Here is a 19,143-nt window from a genome sequence, read left to right on the forward strand (position 1 = left end):
ATATTAATAAGAAAAAGGAGGATAAGGGATTCGAACCCTTGCACGCTTTTACACGTCTGACGGTTTTCAAGACCGTTCCCTTCAGCCGGACTTGGGTAATCCTCCAAAAGTAAAAATATTAAGCTTTATCAAGCTATGACCCGTACGGGACTCGAACCCGTGTTACCGCCGTGAAAGGGCGGTGTCTTAACCGCTTGACCAACGGGCCAAAATATATAAAAGCGGAGAATAAGGGATTCGAACCCTTGCATCGCTTACGCGATCTAACGATTTAGCAAACCGTCCTCTTCAGCCTCTTGAGTAATTCTCCAAATATCAATGGGCCTGAATGGACTCGAACCATCGACCTCCCGCTTATCAGGCGGACGCTCTAACCAGCTGAGCTACAGGCCCATAATACTAAAGCGGGTGACGAGAATCGAACTCGCGACGATAGCTTGGAAGGCTATGGTTTTACCACTAAACTACACCCGCATATTATTTTATTTACGGTCCCGACGGGAATCGAACCCGCGATCTCCTCCGTGACAGGGAGGCGTGATAACCGCTACACTACGGGACCATCACAATTGCGGGAGTAGGACTCGAACCTACGACCTCCGGGTTATGAGCCCGACGAGCTGCCAACTGCTCCATCCCGCGATATTAATAAGAAAAAGGAGGATAAGGGATTCGAACCCTTGCACGCTTTTACACGTCTGACGGTTTTCAAGACCGTTCCCTTCAGCCGGACTTGGGTAATCCTCCGAGGCAATAAAATATGCTTCATATAATCCCATACAAGGATGGACCTTGTAGGACTCGAACCTACGACCGGACGGTTATGAGCCGTCTGCTCTAACCAACTGAGCTAAAGGTCCAAGTAATTATATAATAGCGGCGAAGGGGATCGAACCCATGACCTCCCGGGTATGAACCGGACGCTCTAGCCAGCTGAGCTACACCGCCATATTATACATCTAATTAAGTGGAGAATAGCGGGATCGAACCGCTGACCTCCTGCGTGCAAAGCAGGCGCTCTCCCAGCTGAGCTAATCCCCCACATTAGAATCGGGAAAACAGGATTCGAACCTGCGACCCCTTGGTCCCAAACCAAGTGCTCTACCAAGCTGAGCTATTTCCCGGGTCATGCACCCAGCAGGATTCGAACCTGCAACCGCTTGATTCGTAGTCAAGTACTCTATCCAGTTGAGCCATGGGTGCTTGTATAAAATGCCGAGGACCGGGGTCGAACCGGTACGAGGTTAACCCTCGCAGGATTTTAAGTCCTGTGCGTCTGCCAATTCCGCCACCCCGGCATATTATAAAATGTATTTATATGGTTGTCTTTTCAGACAAAGCGGAAAACGGGGTTCGAACCCGCGACCCCCACCTTGGCAAGGTGGTGCTCTACCACTGAGCTATTTCCGCGTATGTAAATATCAAAGATATTAATGCCGGCTAAAGGACTTGAACCCTCGACCCTCTGATTACAAATCAGATGCTCTACCAACTGAGCTAAGCCGGCTAATATAAATGCGGGTGAAGGGACTTGAACCCCCACGCCTTGCGGCGCCAGATCCTAAATCTGGTGCGTCTGCCAATTCCGCCACACCCGCATAATGACCCGTGTAGGATTCGAACCTACGACCCACTGATTAAAAGTCAGTTGCTCTACCGACTGAGCTAACGAGTCATGGTGGAGAATGAGGGGCTCGAACCCCCGACATCCTGCTTGTAAGGCAGACGCTCTCCCAGCTGAGCTAATTCTCCGGGTTTGCATGGCAACGTCCTAGTCTCACAGGGGGCAACCCCCAACTACATTCGGCGCTAAGAAGCTTAACTTCTGTGTTCGAGATGGGAACAGGTGTGTCCTTCTTGCCATCATTACCACACAATATTTATATGAGCTTTTGTTCGCTCAAAACTGAATCTGTAAGTCGTCTACCATTCCATCATACAATCTTATTATCCATTGGATAAGTCCTCGACCGATTAGTACTAGTCCGCTCCATACATCGCTGCACTTCCACTTCTAGCCTATCTACCTGATCGTCTCTCAGGGGTCTTACTATCTTAAAGATATGGGAAATCTCATCTTGAGGAGGGCTTCACGCTTAGATGCTTTCAGCGTTTATCCCATCCACACATAGCTACCCAGCGATGCTCTTGGCAGAACAACTGGTACACCAGCGGTGTGTCCATCCCGGTCCTCTCGTACTAAGGACAGCTCCTCTCAAATTTCCAACGCCCGCGACGGATAGGGACCGAACTGTCTCACGACGTTCTGAACCCAGCTCGCGTACCGCTTTAATGGGCGAACAGCCCAACCCTTGGGACCGACTTCAGCCCCAGGATGCGATGAGCCGACATCGAGGTGCCAAACCTCCCCGTCGATGTGAACTCTTGGGGGAGATAAGCCTGTTATCCCCAGGGTAGCTTTTATCCGTTGAGCGATGGCCCTTCCATGCGGAACCACCGGATCACTAAGCCCGACTTTCGTCCCTGCTCGACTTGTAGGTCTCGCAGTCAAGCTCCCTTCTGCCTTTACACTCTACGAATGATTTCCAACCATTCTGAGGGAACCTTTGGGCGCCTCCGTTACATTTTAGGAGGCGACCGCCCCAGTCAAACTGCCCGACTGACACTGTCTCCCGACCGGATTACGGTCGCGGGTTAGAGTGGCCATGTCACAAGGGTAGTATCCCACCAGCGCCTCCACCGAAACTAGCGTTCCGGCTTCAATGGCTCCTACCTATCCTGTACATGTCACACAGACACTCAATATCAACCTGCAGTAAAGCTCCATGGGGTCTTTCCGTCCTGTCGCGGGTAACCAGCATCTTCACTGGTACTACAATTTCACCGAGTCTCTCGTTGAGACAGTGCCCAAATCGTTACGCCTTTCGTGCGGGTCAGAACTTACCTGACAAGGAATTTCGCTACCTTAGGACCGTTATAGTTACGGCCGCCGTTTACTGGGGCTTCAATTCGTACCTTCGCTAATGCTAAGCACTCCTCTTAACCTTCCAGCACCGGGCAGGCGTCAGCCCCTATACGTCATCTTTCGATTTTGCAGAGACCTGTGTTTTTGATAAACAGTCGCTTGGGCCTATTCACTGCGGCTGACCAATGGTCAGCACCCCTTCTCCCGAAGTTACGGGGTTATTTTGCCGAGTTCCTTAACGAGAGTTCGCTCGCTCACCTTAGGATGCTCTCCTCGACTACCTGTGTCGGTTTGCGGTACGGGTTGTTTGTATCTAACTAGAAACTTTTCTTGGCAGTGTGACGTCAGCAGCTTCGGTACTATATTTCCCTCCTCATCACAGCTTGTCTTTAACACGAAGCATTTCACTCTGTGTCAGACTCACTGCTTGAACACGAATCCAATAACGTGCTCTGCTTAGCCTCCTGCGTCCTTCCTTTGGTCAAACAATACAAACAAGTACAGGAATCTCAACCTGTTGTCCATCGCCTACACCTTTCGGTCTCGGCTTAGGTCCCGACTAACCCTGGGAGGACGAGCCTTCCCCAGGAAACCTTAGTCATACGGTGGACAGGATTCTCACCCGTCTTTCGCTACTCATACCGGCATTCTCACTTCTAAGCGCTCCACAAGTCCTCTCGATCTTGCTTCTCTGCCCTTAGAACGCTCTCCTACCATATCCATGCGGATATCCACAGCTTCGGTGTTCAGTTTAGCCCCGGTACATTTTCGGCGCAGGGTCACTCGACTAGTGAGCTATTACGCACTCTTTAAATGATGGCTGCTTCTAAGCCAACATCCTAGTTGTCTAAGCAACCCCACATCCTTTTCCACTTAACTGAAACTTTGGGACCTTAGCTGGTGGTCTGGGCTGTTTCCCTTTCAACTACGGATCTTATCACTCGCAGTTTGACTCCCGGATTAAAATATTTGGCATTCGGAGTTTATCAGATTTCGGTAATCCTAGATGGACCCCTAGATCAAACAGTGCTCTACCTCCAATATTCATCATCCGAGGCTAGCCCTAAAGCTATTTCGGAGAGAACCAGCTATCTCCAAGTTCGATTGGAATTTCTCCGCTACCCACACGTCATCCCCGCCTTTTTCAACAGACGTGGGTTCGGGCCTCCAGTGCGTTTTACCGCACCTTCACCCTGCACATGGGTAGGTCACTTGGTTTCGGGTATACGACTACATACTCGACGCCCTATTCAGACTCGCTTTCGCTATGGCTCCGTTTCTTCAACTTAACCTTGCATGCAATCGTAACTCGCCGGTCCGTTCTACAAAAAGTACGCCATCACCCATTAACGGGCTCTGACTGCTTGTAAGCGCACGGTTTCAGGTACTATTTCACTCCCCTCTCGGGGTGCTTTTCACCTTTCCCTCACGGTACTGGTTCACTATCGGTCACTAGGGAGTATTTAGCCTTGGGAGATGGTCCTCCCGGATTCCGACGGAATTACACGTGTTCCGCCGTACTCAGGATACAGACTAGCGTTATTGATCTTTCGTCTACGGGATTGTCACCCTCTGTGATTGGCCTTCCCATGCCATTCGACTAAATCTTTAACTACATATCGTCTGTCCTACAACCCCAAAGAGCAAGCTCTTTGGTTTGGGCTCTTTCCGTTTCGCTCGCCGCTACTCAGGAAATCGAATTTTCTTTCTCTTCCTACAGGTAATGAGATGTTTCAGTTCCCTGCGTCTTCCTCTCAAACTACTATGTATTCGTAGTTGAGTAATTGCCTATCAAAGCAATTGGGTTTCCCCATTCGGAAATCTCCGGATCAAAGCTTACTTACAGCTCCCCGAAGCATATCGGTGTTAGTCCCGTCCTTCATCGGCTCCTAGTGCCAAGGCATCCACCGTGCGCCCTTATTCACTTAACCATTGGTTAAGTTGTATGATTCGCGAAAAGTAATCTGCTTACTTTTATTGGTTTTTTACTCTTGGTAAAATTGGAATTTCTTATATTAATTATCTCCTGGTAGAAAATAATTAAATAAGAGGTTTATTACTTACAGTATTCAGTTTTCAAAGAACAAAATATATACAAGAGAGATAAATCTCTCAAAACTAAACAAAGAAGCGTCAAACACATTGTGTATTCCGTTATATTCCTTAGAAAGGAGGTGATCCAGCCGCACCTTCCGATACGGCTACCTTGTTACGACTTCACCCCAATCATCTGTCCCACCTTCGGCGGCTGGCTCCATAAAGGTTACCTCACCGACTTCGGGTGTTACAAACTCTCGTGGTGTGACGGGCGGTGTGTACAAGACCCGGGAACGTATTCACCGTGGCGTGCTGATCCACGATTACTAGCGATTCCGGCTTCATGCAGGCGAGTTGCAGCCTGCAATCCGAACTGAGAATGGCTTTAAGAGATTTGCTTGCCCTCGCGGGTTTGCGACTCGTTGTACCATCCATTGTAGCACGTGTGTAGCCCAAGTCATAAGGGGCATGCTGATTTGACGTCATCCCCACCTTCCTCCGGTTTGTCACCGGCAGTCTCATTAGAGTGCCCAACTAAATGCTGGCAACTAATAATAGGGGTTGCGCTCGTTGCGGGACTTAACCCAACATCTCACGACACGAGCTGACGACAACCATGCACCACCTGTCACTTTGTCCCCGAAGGGAAAGCCCTATCTCTAGGGTGGTCAAAGGATGTCAAGACTTGGTAAGGTTCTTCGCGTTGCTTCGAATTAAACCACATGCTCCACCGCTTGTGCGGGTCCCCGTCAATTCCTTTGAGTTTCAACCTTGCGGTCGTACTCCCCAGGCGGAGTGCTTAATGCGTTAACTGCGGCACTGAAGGGCGGAAACCCTCCAACACCTAGCACTCATCGTTTACGGCGTGGACTACCAGGGTATCTAATCCTGTTTGCTCCCCACGCTTTCGAGCCTCAGTGTCAGTAACAGACCAGAATGTCGCCTTCGCCACTGGTGTTCTTCCATATATCTACGCATTCCACCGCTACACATGGAGTTCCACATTCCTCTTCTGTACTCAAGTTTCCCAGTTTCCAATGACCCTCCACGGTTAAGCCGTGGGCTTTCACATCAGACTTAAGAAACCACCTGCGCTCCCTTTACGCCCAATAAATCCGGACAACGCTTGCCACCTACGTATTACCGCGGCTGCTGGCACGTAGTTAGCCGTGGCTTTCTGATAAGATACCGTCAAGACTGTAGCAGTTACTCTACAATTTGTTCTTCTCTTATAACAGAGTTTTACGACCCGAAGGCCTTCTTCACTCACGCGGCATTGCTCCGTCAGGCTTTCGCCCATTGCGGAAGATTCCCTACTGCTGCCTCCCGTAGGAGTTTGGGCCGTGTCTCAGTCCCAATGTGGCCGATCACCCTCTCAGGTCGGCTATGCATCATCGTCTTGGTAGGCCGTTACCCCACCAACTAACTAATGCACCGCAAGGTCATCTATAAGTGACAGCAGAGCCGTCTTTCAATCTTCTTCCATGCGGAAGAAGATATTATGCGGTATTAGCACCCGTTTCCGAATGTTATCCCCCGCTTATAGGTAGATTCCTTACGTGTTACTCACCCGTTCGCCGCTAACGTCAGAAGTGCAAGCACTTCATCTGTTCGCTCGACTTGCATGTATTAGGCATGCCGCCAGCGTTCGTCCTGAGCCAGGATCAAACTCTCATGAAAGATTTTCACGAGCTTGATTGCTCATTAAAGTTTGCTGACTTATTTATAGTAGTTCTCACTACTTTTGATTGTTGGAATCAAATGATTCCATACACAATTTTTGGTTTGTCTTCTTTGTTCAGTTTTCAAAGGTCTATCTCGTTGCTTTATTAGCAACTCATATATCATATCATCTTCATTCAAGCTTTGTCAACAAAAATTTAAAAACTTTTTTTGATCACTTAATCACTTGAAGCGACTTGATTATTTTACCTTATTTTATGTTTCCTTGTCAACACTTTTTTTGATTTATTCTCAAATCGTTTTCGTGCGACTCGTAAACTATAAAGCTTAATTATCTTACCATTCCAGTCAGATGATTGTCAACAGCATTTTTTTGAATTTTGTTTTTTTGATGTTGAAACAAACAACTTCGTAATAATACCATGTTCTATCAGAACTTGTCAATTACTTTTTTACTGTTTTTTCCGATTGGTTTTGCTCCGAATCGACAAGATTTATAATATCAACAAAGCTGTTTTTCGTCAATAGTTTTTTTGTCAAAAATACAAAAAATGCCGGACAATTCTGTCCGACACTTTATCTAACCTTTAAATGATCTTATTTTAAGCGTTTATTTAATTCTGCTGCTAGGTCTTCAAAACCTGGTTTACCTAGCAAGGCAAACATATTTTTCTTGTATGCTTCTACCCCTGGTTGGTTGAATGGGTTTACGCCATTTAAGTAACCAGAAATCGCTACTGCAATTTCAAAGAAGTAAATCATATAACCTAAAGAGTAAGCATCCATTTCTGGAATTGTTAATACGAAGTTAGGTACGTCACCATCAGTATGGGCTAATACAGTACCTTGGAAAGCTTTAGTATTTACAAAGTCTACATCCTTACCTTCTAAGTAGCCTAAGCCATCTAAGTCTTCATCAAATGCAGGAATTGCAATTGATTTACTTGGTTTGTCTACTTTAACAACTGTTTCGAATAAGTTACGTTGCCCTTCTTGGATATATTGACCTAGAGAGTGTAAGTCAGTTGTGAAGTTGGCGCTTGATGGGTAAATCCCTTTACCGTCTTTACCTTCTGATTCTCCGAATAGTTGTTTCCACCATTCTGAGAAGTATTGTAATTTTGGTTCATAGTTGATTAATAACTCAGTTACTTTACCTTTACGGTATAAGACATTACGTAATGCAGCATATTGGTAAGCTTCATTTTTACTTAGATCAGCATCGCTGTATGCTTCCATTGCGTCAGCTGCACCTTGCATTAAGGCATCGATATCTGCACCTGAAACAGCAATTGGTAATAAACCAACTGGTGTTAATACAGTGAAACGACCACCAACTGCATCCGGAATAACGAATGACTCGTATCCTTCAGCATCAGCTTCAGATTTTAATGCACCATTTGCTTTATCAGTTGTTGCGTAAATACGCTCTTTAGCTGCTTCACCATATTTTTCTTCTAGCAATTTTTTGAAGATACGGAATGCTACAGCCGTTTCAGTAGTCGTACCTGATTTAGAAATAACATTTACAGAGAAGTCTCTATCTCCAATTGTTTCGATTAATTCTGCAATGTAAGTTGAACTTAAGCTGTTACCTGCAAAGAAAACTTGTGGTGTCTTACGCTCTTCTTTAGATTGTAAGTTTGAAAATGAATGAGATAAAAAGTCGATTGCTGATTTAGCACCTAAGTAAGAACCACCGATACCTAATACAACTAATACATCTGAATCAGATTGAATCTTAGCTGCAGCTTTTTTAATGCGTGCATACTCTTCTTTATCATATGTTTTTGGTAAATCAACCCAACCGATATAGTCGCTACCAGCACCAGTACCTTCACGTAAGATTGTATCTGCTGCCGTAACTAACGGTTGCATTTGTGTTAATTCGTGTTCTGCAATAAATTGGTCAGTATTACTATAATCAAATTTGATATGTCCCATTTTAATACTCCTCATTTATAAAAAATTATTTTGTAGCCATCTTTTGTAGTGCTTCCTCAACCCACCCTGGCAGTTGTTCTTCTATAGAGACAAAACCAATCTTTGGTGCATGACGTTTTTTAGGCCAAGCATTCTTAGCAGGTTTATTAGAGGTTGCAAGTTTCTTTAATGCTCGAATTGACAAACTCATTTTGCTTGTAAACTCATCGATATCGATAATCTTTACCGTCAGTTTTTGCCCGATGGTAAATTTATCATCCACGTTGCTCACATAGCCATGATTGATTTCGGATATGTGGATTAATCCTTGATGGTCTTCGTCTAATTGAACAAAGACACCATATGGTTGTAAACCTGTCACTTCACCTTCAACTACATCACCAATGTGGTATGGAAATTCTTTAGTTGTCATGAAGTTGTATCCTTTCTAGTGTGTAGCTTATTCGTTCTCAAAAGTAACACTAGTAATGACAACTTCTTCTAAAGGTTTGTCTGATGCATTACGAGGTTGGCCTTCAATATTATAGACAACGTCCATACCAGAAACCACTTGACCAAATACAGTATGTTTTTGATCTAACCATGGTGTTCCACCGTTTTCGCTATACGCTTCGATAATCTCTTCTGGCCAACCTCCAGCTTTAAGTTGTCCTAACATTTGTGCAGGCACTTCTTTAGCTGTTACAACGAAGAATTGTGAACCATTCGTATTAGGTCCTGCATTCGCCATTGATAAGGCACCGTTAATGTTGAACAATTCAAGATTGAATTCATCTTCAAATTTTTCACCATAAATTGATGTCCCACCCATACCAGTTCCAGATGGGTCGCCCCCTTGGATCATAAAGTTAGGAATTACACGGTGGAATATAACACCGTCGTAGTAACCTTGTTTACCTAAGGTTACAAAATTTTCTACTGTTTTTGGTGCTAATTCTGGAAATAGTGCAACTTGGAAAGCACCTTTATTTGTTTCAATCGTCGCTTTCAATTGCGTATCTTTAACATCTAATTGTGGATAAGTCATTTTCTGCCTCCTATTTATTTCTAAACTTATTGTAACAAATACTGAGCGAAAATTCTCCATTTAATGACTGAATAATTTTATTCCGCCTAGTTGATAAAGTTTTTCTTATTTTCTCTTTTTACAGCGAAACATTTTCCGAATGAATCTTTTCCATGCTATTATTAAATTAAATAAATTCAAGGAGGAAAACATGAATACAACAACTAATTTTCCTTTAGTCGTTACCTTTGCAGCAATCATGATTGCACAGTTGGTTAAATATCCTATTGCTGTTTTCTTTAAGAAACCAAATGCTAACTTATCGATCATTCATGCTACAGGTGGTATGCCTAGCTCCCACTCTGCTGCCGTTACTTCGCTGATCACTGCTTTGATTCTTCAGTATGGTTTCTTCTCACCAATCGTTGCGATTGCCGTTTGTTTTGGTATGATCGTCATGTTTGATGCCATGGGTGTTCGTCGCCAAGATGGGGAGCAAGGGGTTTTAATCTATAACCTTATGAAGATTCTAAAAGAAAAGGCTAGAGAAACTGACGATACAGACCTATTAGTTAAATTAAACACACTTGATGAGGACCGCATGGTCATTAATGATTATTTAGGTCATAAACCTTCAGAGGTTATTGGTGGTATGACCACTGGTGTACTTGTTACGCTGGGTGTTCGCTTTATCTACAGCCTATTAAATCTCCCATTATAATCAGCCAACAAAATAAAACCCAATTAGAAAGTGATCAAAATGACAAATAATAGAACGGACCTCCTCATTGTCGGGGCCGGTCCAGTAGGTTTGTTTACCGCCTTTTACGCAGGTATGCGCAATCTAAGTGTCCGCTTAGTTGACTCATTACCTGAAATCGGTGGCCAACCACAAGCCTTATATCCTGAAAAAAACATATTCGACATTCCAGCATACCCAAAAATAACCGGTCACGAATTAAGCCAAGTCTTACAAGCACAATTGGATCGATTTTCTGCTACTACAGATATTCATCTAAACGAGAAAGTCCTAAATATTCAAAAAAATGACCCAGACTTTACGATTCAAGCAAGCGAGTCGACCTATACAGCGGGTGCAGTCATTATTGCTGCCGGCAATGGTTCCTTTAAACCTCGAAAAATAGCGATCGCTGGCCTTCCAGACTATGAAGACCAGCATATTTCATACCATGTATCAGACTTTGCTAAATACACAGGTAAAGAGGTTGCGGTCCTTGGTGGTGGTGACTCAGCCTTTGATGCCAGTTTGGCTTTAGCTGACTATGCTAAAAAAGTCTACTTGGTTCATCGTCGCGACCGTTTTCGTGCCCATGAATATTCCGTTACCTTAGCTGAACAAACAGCCAATATTGAATTCGTTACCCCCTATGTGCCAGAAATACTTCTTGGTAAGGACGGTATCTTGACTGGCTTAGAAGTTACCAAGGCACGTAGTCAAGAAAGTCGTATACTACCTGTTGAACATATCTTTATGACCTATGGTTTTGTATCCTCAATCGATGAAATTAGAAATTGGGGTCTAAAGATTGAGAATGAATCTATCCAAGTAGACCATAACATGCAAACCAATATTCCCGGTATCTATGCAGTTGGTGATATAGCCAATTACCCGCATAAAGCCAAATTGATTGCAACTGGTTTTGGCGAAGCGCCACATGTCATTAATCAAGCGGCACATTACTTATTCCCCGACCGCCGGGTTGCCCCACTACATTCGACGTCTATGTTTACTGACTGATGTTTTTATGACTTGCAGTTTTAAAATAAATCAATAAAGTAAACAAAAAACCAACCAAAAAGTGCTTGTTACTGCCACTTTTTGGTTGGTTTTTATATACCTAAGATTTGACGGTTGAACGCCTTTTTCCCGATACGATAAACCCATTCAATAGCGAGTTGCACGATCAAAAAGACGGATACAAAGCTTAATAAGAAGAAGGATTCATGGAGCACGAGAATAATAGGATCTGTGGCTGGGTTAAATAACCAGGCGTCGTTATTAAAGGCTATTTCATGAAAAGCGATAAATATAGTGTTGAAATTAAAAATGAGTAGGATGATCACAATGATTGGAAGCCATCTCAGTTTTTTGAAGGGCCAGTATAGGCGCCATAAATTATGGGTAACTTTCAATTCATGTAAAGCATAGAAGCCAATTAGGGCAGAAATCGCCATTACACCATAATTTAAATAAAATAAGTGCTTCACTTCCAAAAAATGAAAGGCTGCCGAGGCTGAGGTTGGAAAGTCTGACATGACTAAGGTATCTATCCAAGGAAAATTCAGATAGGCTAGCAGTTGTAAGTAGTTGTCAACAACTGTCCAATAGGATAAAGCGACGGCTTCGAAGGATTTTGAAAACCATAGGGACCCCATGAATAAAGGGACGTTGGCGATAGTAACTGTGATAGCCAATGTAATAAAAAATATCAATAGGGCAAGAATCCCTATCCATAAGCGTGTTTCATTTAAAAGTCGACTACCAGGTCGATAAGAGTGCTTCATAATTTTCCACCACCAATGTTGGCGTCACGCCGAATTCTTCTAGATCATCTCTTGTATGTACCCCTGTTTCAATAAATATCGAATCAATACCAGCATTTTCTGCTGCTGATATGTCTGTCATTAAGTTGTCACCTAAAAATACGGCTTGGTCTTTGCTATGGCCCATCTTGGCTAAGGCACCTTCAATAATTAGTGCATTGGGTTTTCCGCAAACCGTTGGATGAACCCGTGTGGCTGCAGTGATTACTTGACCGATGGCACCAGCACCTGGCACAAATCCTCGGTTTGAAGGGAATTGTACATCTGGGTTGGTGAGATAGAAAGCTGCCCCTCTTTGAACTGCAATCGACGCTTCAATGAATTGTGGGTAGGTTACTTCTTGGTCAAGACCAACGACCACCACATCACATGGGTCCTGGTCGACGTTTTGAGTTAATTCAAAGCCTGCGCCCGCTACTTCATCTTTTAAGTAATCCATTCCGATAACATAGGCTTTGCCCGTTTCTTTTGTCAGCTTGCCTGATGTTAAATCTTCTGCAAGGATAAAGCGCAAGGTATCCACTGAGGTGTAGAAATGTTTGCCCTCGACATTTAAACCCGTAATTTTATTTAAATTATCAGCTGCTGCCTGATGTTTACGCATGGCGTTGTTGGTCACAAACATAAAGGGGATATCCTCTTCAATCAAGCGCTCAATAAAGTCCTTCGCACCCGCTATCGGTTGACCACCGCGGTACATAGTACCATCTAAATCAATTAAGAAAACTTTATCTTGTAGATCCATCTAAGCTTTATCCCCCTTTTCCTTGATACTAAAAGAGTGTTGGCGTTTAGTGACGACTTTTCGCTTCACAGGTTTTTGATTTTGGGTATTTTTATTCGACTCTTTATTTTGTGAGATCGAGAAAGATGGCCCTTTAGCACTTTCATGCTCCTTGTTTGACCGTCGCTGTTTGTGTTTCCCCTTATTTTGGTTCGGCCCAGACGATTTATGGCGGTTGTCTGCTTTCTTCCCTTGGTAAGCTTTCCGACTCGCTGACCTTTGTGATTGGCTTTTATTTTGTCTACTTCTTGACGATTCTTGGTTTTGTTGTTTTTGTTGCGTCCAAAAAGCTTCATTTCGTTTTTGGATTTCTTCTCCAGTTCGTTCATGCAATAGCACAAAATAAGCGGCCCCGAAACTCCCGTATTCTAGTAAGTAATCAGGTAAATGCTTGATTTTTTGCTCTAATGAGCCAATTTTCGCATCATCAGCAAAGAAGCCTTTCAATCGTAATTGTTCATAGGACCAGTCCCCCACGACAAAGTCATAAACATCTAAAATATCCATATACCGGTCAGCCAACGCTTCAATATCTAACGCATCCCGGTAATTATCTACAAGCACAAATGATTGCCCGTTAATTTCTAAGGTCTCTTGACTCGTACGTTTTATTTGCGCAATGGGGTAATTTAAACTCGCCCGTTGTTCTTTTAATTCTTCTTGTTTCTTACGACTTAACATGTCATACCTCCTTACGCCTTGTGCGTCTATAATGCCAATAGCTATTCATCGCGACTACTGGCTTGCTGGATCTTGTCCGCAATGAGTTCTCGTATAAAGGGTTGTCCCCATAAATAATGTTTTTTATTGATTAGTTCCGTGAAAAATGGCAAATACAATAGGTGGTCAATTGTAATGATTTTCAAAGGTTGATCTGGTGCAAGCTGGTCTAAGTTTTCTTTGTCTAAGACCATTAATTGCCCAAAAATCCGCCCTCTAAATCCAGACCCTTTAATCGGCATAGCTTGTAAATCTGGTCTGAGACTTTTAATTTGCGGGTATATTTGATCCAAATACTCTGAAACTGTACACTCGACCACCATCAAGCGAATAGGATGTGGTAGTGCCTTGTGCAAATCATATTTGGATACTGGCCCAGCAGGCAATTCTTGTAGGAATAAGCCCGAATTAACCATAGCGATATCTGCACCACTGGCTGCTTTCATCGCCAATAAGGTGTCGTATTGTAAGGGTGAAAAATGATGCTCATCCGCTGTTAAAGCGATGGGTAATTGGCCAACGATTTGGCTTTTCAATTGGCTTTCGCCCTCTTCTAACCACCTGTTTACCTGGTTGTAGTCTTCATCGTAAGCAGAAATGCGGTCAGAAGCGATCAATTCTTCGTCTAATTTGAAATAGCGTGCATAATCGATAATCGGGTTGGCTTGTTGCCCATCTGTTGCCATTTTGCCAGGGGTATATAAATGCCCTTCACCTTTATTGATTTCAAGGGTTAGATGGCCCATAAATTGCCCGTATTTACCGCCACCAGTTAATAGTGTGTGGCCGACCCATTCGCCTTCTGGTAAAACGTGGTGGGTGTGGGCACCAAAAATAGCCAAAATTTCTGGAAATAGCTCAGCGATTTTGCGGTCTGTTGGTAAACCAAGATGACTCAGTAACAGAATACCATCAAAAGATTCATTGGCTTTGATGTCCTTTAATACACGTGCGATGCTCAGGCGCGGTTCAATCGGGTCCCAGCCTACTACGCCATAAGAAATTTCAAATGGGGCCGTCATACCAAATACCGCAAACCGGCTGCCCTGATTGGTTTGAATCATGGTGTAGTCTTGTGTATATTTGGGTGGTTGGCCACTTTCTTTATCTAAAATATTGCCTAAAACAACCGGGAAATCAGCCTGTTCATACAGGTTGTCTAGGATATCATGCTGACTTCCTATCCCTTCGTTGTTGCCAATTGTTGCAACATCTACTCCAAGTTCATTCATCAAGGTCATCATATTTTGCCCCTGACTAGCTTCTGTTAAAGGATGTTGGCGGTCAACTGCATCACCTATATCAAAAAGAAAATGTGCTTCGCCTTCACTTTGATGTTTATCCGCTTGTGTTTGATAATAACGTAAAAATTTTGGCCAGTTCTCCAGGTGAGAATGCCAGTCATTTGTATGATAAAAATGAATTGTTTCCTTCATATCAACACCCCAATCATTCTGTATAATCATATCATATTCATACACTTTTCAACATGTGAAAATCTTGGGCAAGCTTGCCAATAATCGATGACGAGAAAAAAGGAGAAGCTATCACATAGATAAACTTCTCCATATTAAATCCTATTAATTCTAATTTAGGGTTCGAAAAGTCAAACGCTTTTGTTCCAGCTCGTTGAGTCTTAACGCTTTTTTCACACCTCTTATTTTTCTAACATTTTTTGGGCTGTAAAGCCTAGTTTTTTGGTTAAATGAATAAACGTTTCTACATCTTCAGCGCTAAATTCTTGGAACATATCAGCGATTAATTGACTATGTCCAGGGAAAACTTCTGCCATTTTCTCGCGGCCTAGTTTTGTGATTTTAGCATAGATCACTCGACGGTCTTCAGGATTATGCGTACGTTCAACCAAGCCCTTATCCTCTAAGCGATCAATCACATAAGTTAAGCTTGATGATGGAATCAGGATCCGTTTACCAATTTGTTGAATGGGTTGTTGACCGCGATTATATAGTAACTCTAGGACTGTAAATTCGTTTTCACTTAAACCTTTCTTACGCATATCTTTTTTAAGCACTTCAAGGATGTATTGACTCCCTTTTAAGTGGACACGTAAGGCATGTAAACTTTCAGCTGATTGCGTCCCGTCATGTTCTGCAGGCATGTTTTCACCTTCTCTTTCATTTCCTTGTTCATAAATATACCCAACTTCAAAATATTAATCAAGTGACGTTCTGTAACTAACAGGCTCTTTGGGCCTTCAAAAATCCGATATTTATTTGATCTTTCGACATTCACAGAAAGTAATCCTCGGGTCAGATGCACATTTAGGGTTACGGGCAGTGCAGTATTCTCGGCCAAAATAAATGAATTGGTGGTGGGCATCCCGCCATCTTTCTTTAGGGATTTTCGCCATCAAGGTTTCTTCCGTTTGTCTAACGCTGGCATCCGGGTCGACAATGCCCATCCGCTTGGTCACCCGTTCAACGTGGGTATCGACCGCGATTGTCGGGATCCCAAAGGCTTCACTTAAGACGACGTTGGCTGTTTTCCGACCAACACCCGGTAATTGTATCAATTCTTCCCGGGTTTTGGGTACTTGTCCATTGAATTCGTCGCGAAGTATGATGGCTGTCTTCTTCATATTCTTGGCCTTGTTATGGTAAAGACCAATCGTTTTAATATAGGATTCTAAATCTGCTAAGTCCGCTTCAGCCATATGGTCTGGGTCCGGATACTTAGTAAATAAGTGGGGTGTCACTTTATTGACCGCCACATCAGTCGTTTGCGCGGACATCAAAACCGCTATCACTAATTGGAATGGGGTTTGATAGTCCAACATGGTTTTTGGGTTGGGGTATAGTTTATCTAGCTCATCTAGGATAGCGATTGTTTCTGCTTTGGTTTTTAAAGGTAATTTGGTCACGGCTAAGCCCTCCTCTTCCATATTTAATGATTTTTCTGAAAAATTATTTATTTAGCCATTTGGTGACTGGAACCGGTGGGAGGTCTTGGGTTTGCGCTTTTTGCTTGCTGAAACCTACTGAATCATTCGCTTGAGTCTGTTTACGTTTAGACCAGTTTAATAAGATCCGGTCCATATAATTCAAGGAATAGACATTGTTTAAGACGGATTCCTTCAAGGCTTCCTTGACAACGTCTGGGTCATAACCGTCTTTCTTGAACCAATCACTAATCTTTTGGTATTCAATTGGCGATAATTGACGACCAAATTCAACTTGAATCATGTCGAACACTTCCCCCTCTTTGGTGGCTTTGGCCTCTTTAAATCGTTCACTTTCGTCTACTTCACCCAATTGCGTGATTTTTTGGTAGAGAGGATCCAAGGAATAATACTCAACCGATTTACCTTGATCATTCTTATAAGAGGGGATACTTAGAAATCCTCGTTCAATTAAAGACTGGATCATGTCATAAAGTTGTTGGTCTTTTACATTCATCCGCCGACCAATCAGGGAAATAGCTGGGAAGTCTTCACCTGCTTGTTGAAAAGTTAAAAAGTGGATTAAAAGCATCATTTCTTCATTTGAGATGTTCAACCGGTGGTATGATTCTAAAATGCGGTTGCGTAGGACTGTATAGTATTCTCTTTGCATGCGGCACCCTTCTTTTATCGTTTTATTTGCTTATCTATTTCATCTACCGTCGTGTTATTCATTTCTTGAAAAATAACCGGTCCGCTAGGTTGCTATCAGGTCTATTATAATACAAAAAAGTTAGGTCTATAAAGTAACCTAACTTTTTTTAATTTGTATTTTATCAGATAAAAATTGCGTCTATTATTTAGCCATTTTCCCTTGGACAAATTCACGTATACGTTTCATTGCTTTTGCAAATGTTTCTTCGTTGGTTGCATATGAAAAACGAATATGGTCTGCCTTACCAAAGGCCACACCGGGCACCCCAACAACATGTGCTTCATCGATGAAGGCATTGGCTAAGTCAGTTACTGATTCATAACCACATAATCTAGCAGTTTCAGTTGCATCTGGGAATAGGTAAAATGCCCCTTGCGGTTTGAAATCTAACCTAAAGCCTGGAATCGTTAATACTTCTTCGTAGGCTGCATTTAGACGGTTTTCAAATTCTTTACGCATGGCTTCAACGGCCTCTTCACGGGGACCAGTTAAGGCGGCTAAGGCTGCAAATTGACTGATACCTGCTGGGTTTGAGTTGATTTGACTAGCCAATTTAGCAAAAGCGCCAACATATTTGTTGTCCGCTAAGGCATAGCCTAAACGCCAACCTGTCATTGCATAGGCTTTTGAGAAACCATTGATCACGATGGTATTTTCTTTAACTTCCGGTGAAATAGCTGCGATCGATTGTGATTGATGACCGTTGTAGACTAGCCGGTAGTAAATTTCATCGGCAACTACTAAGATGTTGTGATCTAAACAGTATTGGGCTACTGCGCGTGCGTCTTCTTCACTCATAATCGCCCCTGTTGGGTTAGATGGCGTATTTAAGACAAGTAATTTTGTTTTGTCAGACACATGTTGGTCTAACAATTCAGGAGTGATTCTAAAGTTATCACTTGCTGATGTTTCAAAAACCACTGGTACCCCGTCTGCCATCTTCACTTGGTCCACGTAGCTCACCCAGTAAGGTGCTGGAATTAAGACTTCGTCCCCCTCGTTTAATAGGGATTGGAAAGTGTAGTACAAGATCATCTTCGCACCATCGGCAATAAAGACTTGGTCTAACGTGTAGTTGACCTTATCGTATTCAGCATGATAGTCAATGATGGCTTGCTTTAAGGCCGTGATCCCTGTTGAATCAGTGTAATGGTGACCCCGTCCAGCAAACATATCCTCTTTTACTTGTTCTAGGATATAGTTTGGGGTGTTAAAATCTGGTTCCCCTACTGCTAGTGAGATGACGTCAATTCCTTGTGCTTGTAGCGCACGAGCCTTAGCAGCAGCAGCTGATGTTTGTGACCCCTGCATTTGTTTAATTCTATTTGCTAATTCCATAGCCTCATTCCTCCTAAAAATCGTTGATGGTTTCGTACCATTCACCAGTTGTTGCATTGATGTAATGGTAGCCAAGACGGCCGTCTGCATCTGTGAATGAAACTTCCCACACGAATGTATCGTTTTCGATACCGAGGTTGGCTGTTCTTACATTGACATCAGGCATTTCGTATCTTGTCAGTGAAAAGGCGTTATCTTCGTTCACCATCTCATCTACAAAACCCATTTTCTGGTAATCAGTATCGGGTTGATAGGCAAAATAAACTTGGCGCCCTTCACTATTTTCACCCATAACGGCATAATACGTTTCATCTTTGTTAAATACATAAAAATCAGTGATATTGGTCAGGCCAGCATCCTTTGCGACTTTCGTCGTTTCTGCTTCTGCACTAGCCACCATTTGTTGCGAATTCGCGTAAATATAGGTGGATCCTACCAAATAAATCACCATTACGGCGATCAAAATGGAAAATAATTTGCGTTTCATGATCTCTTGCCCCTTTTGTAGGTCTATTCTAACATATTT

14 protein-coding genes, 19 tRNA genes and 3 rRNA genes are annotated in these 19,143 nt (G+C 43.1%); 2 read left to right on the forward strand and 34 right to left on the reverse strand.

The window, feature by feature from the left end:
* Positions 1-15: 15 nt before the first annotated feature.
* From A6J77_RS00830 to A6J77_RS00950, 25 genes are all read right to left on the reverse strand, one after another.
* Positions 16-105 (reverse strand) — tRNA-Ser (locus A6J77_RS00830).
* A 31-nt stretch (positions 106-136) separates the two neighbouring features.
* A tRNA-Glu gene (locus tag A6J77_RS00835) sits at positions 137-208 on the reverse strand.
* Between the two features lie 14 nt (positions 209-222).
* Positions 223-310 (reverse strand) — tRNA-Ser (locus tag A6J77_RS00840).
* 9 nt (positions 311-319) lie between these two features.
* A tRNA-Ile gene (locus A6J77_RS00845) sits at positions 320-393 on the reverse strand.
* Between the two features lie 10 nt (positions 394-403).
* Positions 404-474 (reverse strand) — tRNA-Gly (locus A6J77_RS00850).
* A 15-nt stretch (positions 475-489) separates the two neighbouring features.
* Positions 490-562, reverse strand: a tRNA-Asp gene (locus A6J77_RS00855).
* A gap of 7 nt (positions 563-569) precedes the next feature.
* Positions 570-642, reverse strand: a tRNA-Met gene (locus A6J77_RS00860).
* 15 nt (positions 643-657) lie between these two features.
* Positions 658-747 (reverse strand) — tRNA-Ser (locus tag A6J77_RS00865).
* A gap of 39 nt (positions 748-786) precedes the next feature.
* Positions 787-860, reverse strand: a tRNA-Ile gene (locus tag A6J77_RS00870).
* 14 nt (positions 861-874) lie between these two features.
* Positions 875-948: transfer RNA gene (locus A6J77_RS00875), tRNA-Met, on the reverse strand.
* Between the two features lie 20 nt (positions 949-968).
* Positions 969-1,041 (reverse strand) — tRNA-Ala (locus A6J77_RS00880).
* A gap of 9 nt (positions 1,042-1,050) precedes the next feature.
* Positions 1,051-1,124, reverse strand: a tRNA-Pro gene (locus A6J77_RS00885).
* Between the two features lie 5 nt (positions 1,125-1,129).
* Positions 1,130-1,203 (reverse strand) — tRNA-Arg (locus A6J77_RS00890).
* A 10-nt stretch (positions 1,204-1,213) separates the two neighbouring features.
* Positions 1,214-1,298, reverse strand: a tRNA-Leu gene (locus A6J77_RS00895).
* Positions 1,299-1,338: 40 nt separating this feature from the next.
* Positions 1,339-1,410: transfer RNA gene (locus tag A6J77_RS00900), tRNA-Gly, on the reverse strand.
* A gap of 24 nt (positions 1,411-1,434) precedes the next feature.
* Positions 1,435-1,507 (reverse strand) — tRNA-Thr (locus A6J77_RS00905).
* A 9-nt stretch (positions 1,508-1,516) separates the two neighbouring features.
* Positions 1,517-1,598: transfer RNA gene (locus A6J77_RS00910), tRNA-Leu, on the reverse strand.
* 4 nt (positions 1,599-1,602) lie between these two features.
* Positions 1,603-1,675: transfer RNA gene (locus tag A6J77_RS00915), tRNA-Lys, on the reverse strand.
* A 1-nt stretch (position 1,676) separates the two neighbouring features.
* A tRNA-Val gene (locus A6J77_RS00920) sits at positions 1,677-1,752 on the reverse strand.
* Positions 1,753-1,758: 6 nt separating this feature from the next.
* Positions 1,759-1,874, reverse strand: a 5S ribosomal RNA gene (gene rrf, locus A6J77_RS00925).
* A gap of 80 nt (positions 1,875-1,954) precedes the next feature.
* Positions 1,955-4,857, reverse strand: a 23S ribosomal RNA gene (locus A6J77_RS00930).
* 236 nt (positions 4,858-5,093) lie between these two features.
* Positions 5,094-6,643: ribosomal RNA gene (locus A6J77_RS00935) — 16S ribosomal RNA — on the reverse strand.
* The 16S, 23S and 5S rRNA genes sit together here with 19 tRNA genes alongside, the layout of an rRNA operon.
* A 600-nt stretch (positions 6,644-7,243) precedes the next feature.
* Positions 7,244-8,590 (reverse strand): glucose-6-phosphate isomerase, encoded by a 1,347-nt coding sequence (locus A6J77_RS00940; protein WP_083067659.1) that lies wholly within the window; start codon positions 8,588-8,590, stop codon positions 7,244-7,246.
* Between the two features lie 25 nt (positions 8,591-8,615).
* Positions 8,616-9,002, reverse strand: coding sequence for a CvfD/Ygs/GSP13 family RNA-binding post-transcriptional regulator (locus A6J77_RS00945; RefSeq protein ID WP_083067660.1), 387 nt, complete (start codon positions 9,000-9,002; stop codon positions 8,616-8,618).
* A gap of 27 nt (positions 9,003-9,029) precedes the next feature.
* On the reverse strand, positions 9,030-9,617 hold the full coding sequence (locus A6J77_RS00950) for a peptidylprolyl isomerase (RefSeq protein WP_083067661.1): 588 nt from the start codon (positions 9,615-9,617) through the stop codon (positions 9,030-9,032).
* Positions 9,618-9,807: 190 nt separating this feature from the next.
* On the opposite strand from A6J77_RS00950, the gene A6J77_RS00955 reads away from it, so the two are divergent.
* Positions 9,808-10,317, forward strand: coding sequence for a divergent PAP2 family protein (locus A6J77_RS00955; RefSeq protein ID WP_083067662.1), 510 nt, complete (start codon positions 9,808-9,810; stop codon positions 10,315-10,317).
* 39 nt (positions 10,318-10,356) lie between these two features.
* Positions 10,357-11,355, forward strand: coding sequence for an NAD(P)/FAD-dependent oxidoreductase (locus tag A6J77_RS00960; RefSeq protein ID WP_102950004.1), 999 nt, complete (start codon positions 10,357-10,359; stop codon positions 11,353-11,355).
* Between the two features lie 92 nt (positions 11,356-11,447).
* Here the strand turns inward: A6J77_RS00960 and A6J77_RS00965 are convergent, their stop codons facing one another.
* The 9 genes from A6J77_RS00965 to A6J77_RS01005 form a co-directional block, all read right to left on the reverse strand.
* The gene (locus A6J77_RS00965) at positions 11,448-12,122 is read right to left on the reverse strand and encodes a TIGR01906 family membrane protein (protein WP_083067663.1); all 675 of its coding nucleotides are present in this window, start codon (positions 12,120-12,122) and stop codon (positions 11,448-11,450) included.
* Positions 12,097-12,906: an HAD-IIA family hydrolase gene (locus tag A6J77_RS00970; protein ID WP_083067664.1), complete on the reverse strand. Its 810-nt coding sequence runs from the start codon at positions 12,904-12,906 to the stop codon at positions 12,097-12,099. Before A6J77_RS00970 ends, A6J77_RS00965 begins: the two co-directional genes overlap by 26 nt.
* Complete coding sequence (locus tag A6J77_RS00975; protein ID WP_083067665.1) at positions 12,907-13,626, reverse strand: YutD family protein; 720 nt, start codon at positions 13,624-13,626, stop codon at positions 12,907-12,909.
* Positions 13,627-13,667: 41 nt separating this feature from the next.
* Positions 13,668-15,101 carry a bifunctional metallophosphatase/5'-nucleotidase gene (locus A6J77_RS00980; RefSeq protein WP_083067666.1) on the reverse strand — a complete coding sequence of 478 codons (1,434 nt, stop codon included), beginning with the start codon at positions 15,099-15,101 and terminating at the stop codon, positions 13,668-13,670.
* 221 nt (positions 15,102-15,322) lie between these two features.
* Positions 15,323-15,784 carry a MarR family winged helix-turn-helix transcriptional regulator gene (locus A6J77_RS00985; protein ID WP_083067667.1) on the reverse strand — a complete coding sequence of 154 codons (462 nt, stop codon included), beginning with the start codon at positions 15,782-15,784 and terminating at the stop codon, positions 15,323-15,325.
* A gap of 111 nt (positions 15,785-15,895) precedes the next feature.
* Positions 15,896-16,546, reverse strand: a complete 651-nt coding sequence (nth, locus tag A6J77_RS00990) for an endonuclease III (protein ID WP_321572531.1) — start codon at positions 16,544-16,546, stop codon at positions 15,896-15,898.
* A 43-nt stretch (positions 16,547-16,589) separates the two neighbouring features.
* Entirely contained in the window at positions 16,590-17,237 is a 648-nt protein-coding gene (locus A6J77_RS00995; protein WP_083067669.1) for a DnaD domain protein, read from the reverse strand.
* A gap of 183 nt (positions 17,238-17,420) precedes the next feature.
* Positions 17,421-18,617 carry a pyridoxal phosphate-dependent aminotransferase gene (locus tag A6J77_RS01000; protein WP_083067670.1) on the reverse strand — a complete coding sequence of 399 codons (1,197 nt, stop codon included), beginning with the start codon at positions 18,615-18,617 and terminating at the stop codon, positions 17,421-17,423.
* A gap of 13 nt (positions 18,618-18,630) precedes the next feature.
* On the reverse strand, positions 18,631-19,104 hold the full coding sequence (locus A6J77_RS01005; protein WP_083067671.1) for a DUF5590 domain-containing protein: 474 nt from the start codon (positions 19,102-19,104) through the stop codon (positions 18,631-18,633).
* Between the last annotated feature and the right edge of the window lie 39 nt (positions 19,105-19,143).

The organism is Aerococcus viridans (genome assembly GCF_002083135.2).
Lineage (GTDB): Bacteria > Bacillota > Bacilli > Lactobacillales > Aerococcaceae > Aerococcus > Aerococcus viridans_C.